The sequence below is a fragment of the Methylobacterium sp. 174MFSha1.1 genome (genome assembly GCF_900116815.1).
Classification (GTDB): Bacteria; Pseudomonadota; Alphaproteobacteria; order Rhizobiales; family Beijerinckiaceae; genus Methylobacterium.
Map to the genome: position 1 here is coordinate 21132 of NZ_FPCB01000062.1, position 6000 is coordinate 27131.

The 6000-nt window shown below is 61.1% G+C and carries 5 protein-coding genes; 2 read left to right on the forward strand and 3 right to left on the reverse strand.

Features of this window, described 5'->3' with window-relative positions; all coding sequences use genetic code 11:
- Positions 1-305 precede the first annotated feature (305 nt).
- Positions 306-641: a heme-degrading protein HmuQ gene (locus tag BM430_RS32160; protein WP_093571269.1), complete on the forward strand. Its 336-nt coding sequence runs from the start codon at positions 306-308 to the stop codon at positions 639-641.
- A 69-nt stretch (positions 642-710) separates the two neighbouring features.
- Here BM430_RS32160 and BM430_RS32165 read toward each other — a convergent pair whose 3' ends face one another.
- Complete coding sequence (locus BM430_RS32165; RefSeq protein WP_093571264.1) at positions 711-1991, reverse strand: MFS transporter; 1281 nt, start codon at positions 1989-1991, stop codon at positions 711-713.
- Between the two features lie 248 nt (positions 1992-2239).
- Here BM430_RS32165 and BM430_RS32170 point away from each other — a divergent pair, with 248 nt between their 5' ends.
- Entirely contained in the window at positions 2240-3787 is a 1548-nt protein-coding gene (locus BM430_RS32170) for an undecaprenyl-phosphate glucose phosphotransferase (RefSeq protein WP_244539762.1), read from the forward strand.
- A 117-nt stretch (positions 3788-3904) separates the two neighbouring features.
- Here the strand turns inward: BM430_RS32170 and BM430_RS34395 are convergent, their stop codons facing one another.
- Both BM430_RS34395 and BM430_RS32175 read right to left on the reverse strand, forming a co-directional pair.
- On the reverse strand, positions 3905-4807 hold the full coding sequence (locus BM430_RS34395) for a hypothetical protein (RefSeq protein WP_143132195.1): 903 nt from the start codon (positions 4805-4807) through the stop codon (positions 3905-3907).
- Between the two features lie 347 nt (positions 4808-5154).
- Positions 5155-5921 (reverse strand): IS5 family transposase gene (locus BM430_RS32175; protein ID WP_093569542.1). Its coding sequence is split into 2 segments (ribosomal slippage): positions 5155-5573 and positions 5573-5921, totalling 768 coding nucleotides; the frame shifts between segments, so codons are not numbered across the junction.
- Between the last annotated feature and the right edge of the window lie 79 nt (positions 5922-6000).

A 6000-nucleotide genomic window follows, 5' to 3' on the forward strand; every position in this document is an offset into this window, starting at 1 on the left:
AAGGGAACAAAGATGAAAAAAATACTGAGGAGGACCGCTGGCGCAGGTGGCCGCCCGGTGGGTTCCGGCTGCCCCTGCCGGGTCACCTTGTCGATCGCGCAAGGGTTCCCATCTCCCCGGCCGGGCCCGCAAGACCGCAGGTCGTCGACCAAGACCTGTGGTTCCATCCCCGCCTTGTCGCCGAACCCGATCTCCCCGATGTTCGGGCGCGGCATCGACGATGTCGAGCGGGTCCGACGGCCCGATGCGGGAGCATCCCGGGCCGTTAGTAGGGGACCGTGAGAACGCCGAGAGGGATGCCCGTCATGTTCATCGCCATGAACCGGTTCAAGGTCTACAAGGACGCCGCCCAGGACTTCGAGCAGGTCTGGCTCGGGCGCGACAGCCATCTGGGTGAGATGCCGGGCTTCGTCGAGTTCCACCTGCTGCGCGGGCCGGAGGCGGAGGACCATATCCTGTACGCCTCGCACACGATCTGGTCCTCGAAGGCCGATTTCGAGGCCTGGACCCGCTCCGAGCAGTTCCGCAAGGCGCATAGCCGCGCCCCGGGGACGAAGCCGCTCTATCTCGGCCACCCGCAATTCGAGGGGTTCGAGACGATCCAGACCGTCGCCAAGGCCGGGCAAGCGAAAACCGGTTAATCGAAGACCGGGCGCCGCGAATCATCAGGGGCGGCCTCGGCCGCCCCTGCGAGGTGCAGTGAGGCCCGCTCAGGCCGCCTTGGGCGCTTCGAGCCGCGGCAGGAACGCCGCGAGCAGGCCCACCGCCGGCAGGAAGGCGCAGACCTGATAGACGAACTCGATGCTGGTGTGGTCGGCGACCTCGCCCAGGATCGCGGCCCCTAAGCCCCCCATCCCGAAGGCGAAGCCGAAGAACAGGCCGCCCACCAGTCCGACCCGGCCGGGCAGCAACTCCTGGGCGTAGACCAGGATCGCCGGCATCGCCGAGGCCAGGATCAGGCCGATCGGAACGGTCAGCGCCACGGTCCAGAACAGGTTGGCGTGCGGCAGCGCCAGGGTGAAGGGCAGGACGCCGAGGATCGAGCCCCAGATCACCACCTTGCGGCCGAACCGGTCGCCGATCGGCCCGCCCACCACCGTGCCGGCCGCGACCGCGCCGAGGAACACGAACAGGTAGAGCTGCGACTGCTGCACCGACACGCCGAAGCGGTGGATCAGGTAGAAGGTGAAGTACGAGCTGAGGCTCGCCATGTAGAAATACTTGGAGAAGATCAGCACCAGCAGCACCGCGATGGTGCCGACCACCTTCGCGCGCGGGAGCGCGCGGGTGCCCGTGCCCCCCTTCTTGCCCCGCGCGGCCCCGGACCGGAGGCGGTCGCGGTACCAGCGCCCGACGAGGCTCAGCACCACGAACCCGGCGAGCGCCGCGACCGCGAACAGCGCCACGCTCGGCTGGCCGAGGGGCACCACGATGAAGGCGGCGAGCAGGGGCCCGAGCGCCGAGCCGGCATTGCCGCCGACCTGGAACACCGACTGCGCCAGGCCGTAGCGCCCGCCGGACGCCAGGCGGGCGACGCGCGAGGCCTCCGGGTGGAAGATCGCCGAGCCGAGGCCGACGAGGCAGGCCGCCATCACCAGGAGGCCGTACGAGCCGGCATGGGACAGGAGCAGCAGGCCGCAGAGCGACAGCAGCATGCCGGCGGCGAGCGAGAACGGCATCGGCCGCTTGTCGGTGAACAGCCCGACCACCGGCTGCAGCAGCGAGGCGGTGAGCTGGAAGGCCAGGGTCAGGAAGCCGATCTGGCCGAAATCCAGGCTGTAGGCCTGTTTCAGGAGAGGATAGATCGCCGGCAGCAGCGACTGGATCATGTCGTTGAGGAGGTGCGACAGGCTCAGGCCCCCGAGCACCAAGGCCGTCGGGCCCGCCTTCGCCACCGCCGCCGGCGGCACGGCTCTCGTCACAACCTCCACCGGCGGCCCGGTCACCGACGCTTCCACGGCCACGCCGCTCTCGCCCGCTCGCGCATCCATCGCCCGCTTCGCTCCCCTGGCGGTCCTCGCGCGGACCGCTCCTGCCGCGTGTCCCGTCGAGGATCGGCCATCGACGATCCGGCGGGGTCCTGCGGCGAGCCTCCCATACACCCGCAGCACGCGGCCGTCCCGTCCCTCCGCCGCAGGGCTGGGATGCCTCCGGTCCCGGGCTTGCTGTCTCAACGGCAACCAGCCGGCGACGGCCCGGAGGACGTGCGGAAACGGCACGGCCCCGTCCGGTCCGTCCCATGCCGGCACAGACAGCGGTGACGGGTCTTCTCGCCATGCGACACGAACGGTTCCCCGGGGACGGCGACACCCCCCTCGCCGACAGCCAGCTCGCCTCGTCGGAGGCGCGCGCGGTCTGGACCGCGCTCCTGCCGCGCCGCGGCCGGGCGGCCCTGCGCGTCGCGATCGCCGGCGGGGCGGCGCTCGCCGAACTCGCGGCGGTGGCCATCACCGGGCTCGCCTGCGAGACGATCTACCACCTCGTCTCCTACGAGCGGCAGCCCGATCTCGGGCCGGCCCTGGCGGTGGGCCTGTTCCTCGGCCTGTTCGTGGTGCTGCCGAACGTCGCGCGGGGCGAGTACAGCATCGAGAACTACCTCGCCCGCGCGCCCCGGTTCCGCCGGACAGTCAGCCTCTGGCTCTGCGCCTGGGCGGTGGTGCTGGTCCTCGGCTTCCTCAGCAAGACCACCGGCGACCATTCCCGCGTGGCGACGCTCACGACCTTCCTCCTCGGCCTGCCGGTCCTCGTCGCCACCCGCCTCGCCACCGTGGCCCTGGTGCGCCGGCTCATCACCCCCCGCTCCGATTCCGCCCGCCGCATCCACCTGATCGGCTACGAGGAGGACGTCGCGAGCTTCTACGCCACCCACGACACGGCGGCCCTCGGCCTGCGGGTGATCGGCGTCAGCACGCTCCGCAGCGCCGCCCCGGGCACCGACCCGGAGGCACGGAAGGTCCAGCTCGCCGAGGATCTCGACCTGAGCGTGTCGGTCGTGCGCTTCCTGCGGCCCGACGACGTGTTCGTGCTGGTGCCCTGGGCCGAGGTCGAGGACCTCGAAGCCTGCGTCGACGCGTTCCTGCGGGTGCCGGTCGCCCTGCACCTGCGCCCGGGCCGGGTGATGGACCGGTTCAGCGACGTGCGCCTCGGTCGGGTCGGCCTGCTCACCGGCATCAATGTCGGGCGCGCGCCCCTCACGGCGCTCGAGATCGCCGCCAAGCGCACCTTCGACCTCGTCGTGGCGTCGCTCGCCCTCGTCGCGCTCTCGCCGCTGCTGCTCCTGATCGCCGTGCTGATCCGGCTCGACAGCCGCGGCCCGAGCCTGTTTCGCCAGAAGCGCTACGGCTTCAACCAGGAGGCGTTCTGGGTGTTCAAGTTCCGCAGCATGCGCCAGGATGTCGGCGCCGCCTTCCGCCAGGCGACCCGGGACGACGACCGCATCACCCGGATCGGCCGCTTCCTGCGCCGCACCAATCTCGACGAACTGCCCCAGCTCCTCAACGTGATCCTGGGCGACATGTCGCTGGTCGGCCCGCGCCCCCATGCGGTGGCCCACGACCGCAGCTTCGAGCGGCGCATCGCGCTCTACGCCCGGCGCCACAACGTGCGGCCAGGGATCACCGGCTGGGCGCAGGTGAACGGCCTGCGGGGCGAGACCCTGACCGATGCCGACATGCAGCGCCGGGTGGAGCACGACCTGTTCTACATCGACAATTGGTCGTTGTGGTTCGACCTGCGGATTTTGGTGATGACGGTGGTGGCCAGGAGTGCGTTCCGGAACGCGTATTAACGCTGCTGAGGTGCGGAAGCAGCGCCTCAGCTTCACATTTACCTCAACAAATTGGCAATCTAAGCAGTTAATTTAAAATTAATATATTTATCTTTTTCAAATTATGTTTATATGAATTTAATTTTCGATTGTTTCGTCCTCGAATTCAAAATTTAAATCTCGAATATGCGGCCCTATCCACAAAAAACAGAATGAAACCAATGAAATATAATCAACTGTATCAACTATATCGGATTTTGGAACTGGCGATTTAACATCAAAATTATCCAACACACTTCTCGTAATATTGTCTTTACATAGAAGTAGCATTTCAAATATTCGACAATTTATAAATTGTAGAGTGTTTGATGACCATGGGCCGATTAGGCCAAAAAATCCAAGCCCTCCACCTCCGAGCGACGGCCCAGAAAAATTAACCAATGCGCTTGCAATATAAGACGGATGAACTGTCTTTCCCAATATTTCTTCTTCTGTAGTTACATATGTGTTTATATCCTTCCATGCATCGATTAAATCAGGGTGTTGTAGCTCCACTGCAGTCTTGATACCAGCACGAAGCTTGCGTTTAGAAACCTTTTTATTCCAAAAAGTATTTTCTGTTCCGTCATTGGCTGCAGCATGAAATTCTTCGCAAAGGTCAGGATTGAATTTCATGGAAATAATCAAATCTACATGCTCTGAAATCATTCTCGCAAGAATTTTTGCTTGAATATCGAAGCCGGCAAGAGTTAATGATTTTACAGCATTCAAATGTCCGGCCAATGCTCCAATCATGATTTTCAACACAAGATCTTGCTTTGACAATTTTGAGTTATCTTGGTTGTACGACATATAACAGTTTGAAAAAGTTAATATATATTCATCAATAATTAGCATCCAGTTGTAAATAGGATAGTTGAAATGCCCCTTATTGATTTTTTCTACTTCTTGCTGTGTATACGATAAAAATTTCTTCGCCGGAATGTAATCTCTAGATCTATTTTTTAAATTCCAAAGATGTATAAGTTGCTTTTTCACCATATTTAGCTGCTTTTTTTTATATATTTAACTTTTATGTTTTTCATTTCTGCATATCCTCTGACACAGATCTTCAATAAATCCATATGTGATTGTAAATATGATCATCACATATACATAGAAAATTCGCAAGAAGAAATTATAGGAAATCTATGAACTGGGTGACATTTCAGGCTGCATTTTGCGTTCCGAGTACGAATCATTAAATGTAAAATTAACTCGATCCTGAACTCTGAATAATACAATCGCTTGCTGTTCCAGATGATATACAAGTATCACATAACTTGCAGAATCGATACATAATGAATCCCAGTCGGCAGGAGGCTATCTAGGCCGTAGTGAGGAATTAACTATCTGAGCCAGATGGCGATGGCCGCGAGCTTGACGAAGCCCATGTAGTTGGCAAGCAATTTGTCATAGCGCGTGGCCACCCGCCGAAATTGCTTCAGCTTGTTGAAGAAGCGCTCGATCTGGTTGCGCTCCTTGTACACATCGCGATCAAATTCACGTGCGACTTTGCGGTTGCGGCGCGGTGGGATTACCGCCGTCGCGCCGCTCGCACTCACGACCTCAACCAAGCGGTCCGCATCATAACCTTTGTCGGCGATCACGGATCCAGGCTCGAAGCCGTCAAGCAACGCACAACCGCGTGTCACGTCGTGTTCCTGGCCAGGGCCGCCCATCAGCCGGACAGGCAAGCCAAGACCATCCGTGGCCGTATGGATCTTCGTCGTCAGACCACCGCGTGACCGACCCAAGCCCTGGGCATCCGCCCCCCTTTAATCTTGCGCGCTCCCGCAGCCTGACTGTGCGCTCGCACAATCGTCGCGTCCAGCATCAGCCAGTCCAGATCAGCCTCCTGGGCCAGGACATCCAGCATCTCGTCCAAGACACCACGGGCAATCCAGTCGTAATAGCGCCGCTTGACCGTGTCGGGTTTGCCAAGCCGCTCCGGAAGATCCTTCCAGCGGCCACCCGACCGGGCCATCCAGAGCAGCGCATCAAGAAAACGCCGATTGTCGGCGCGGCGTCCGCGTGTTCCTTTCCGGCCGCCAGGAACCAGCACCTTCAGGCGCTCCCATTGCTCGTCGGTCAGGGCATCGGGATCTTGCGACATGGCTGGAACTCCTCCGGCCACAATCAGCAACCGCAACCTTGCGCCAGGCTGGTGTTCATTAATTCCTCACTACAGCCTA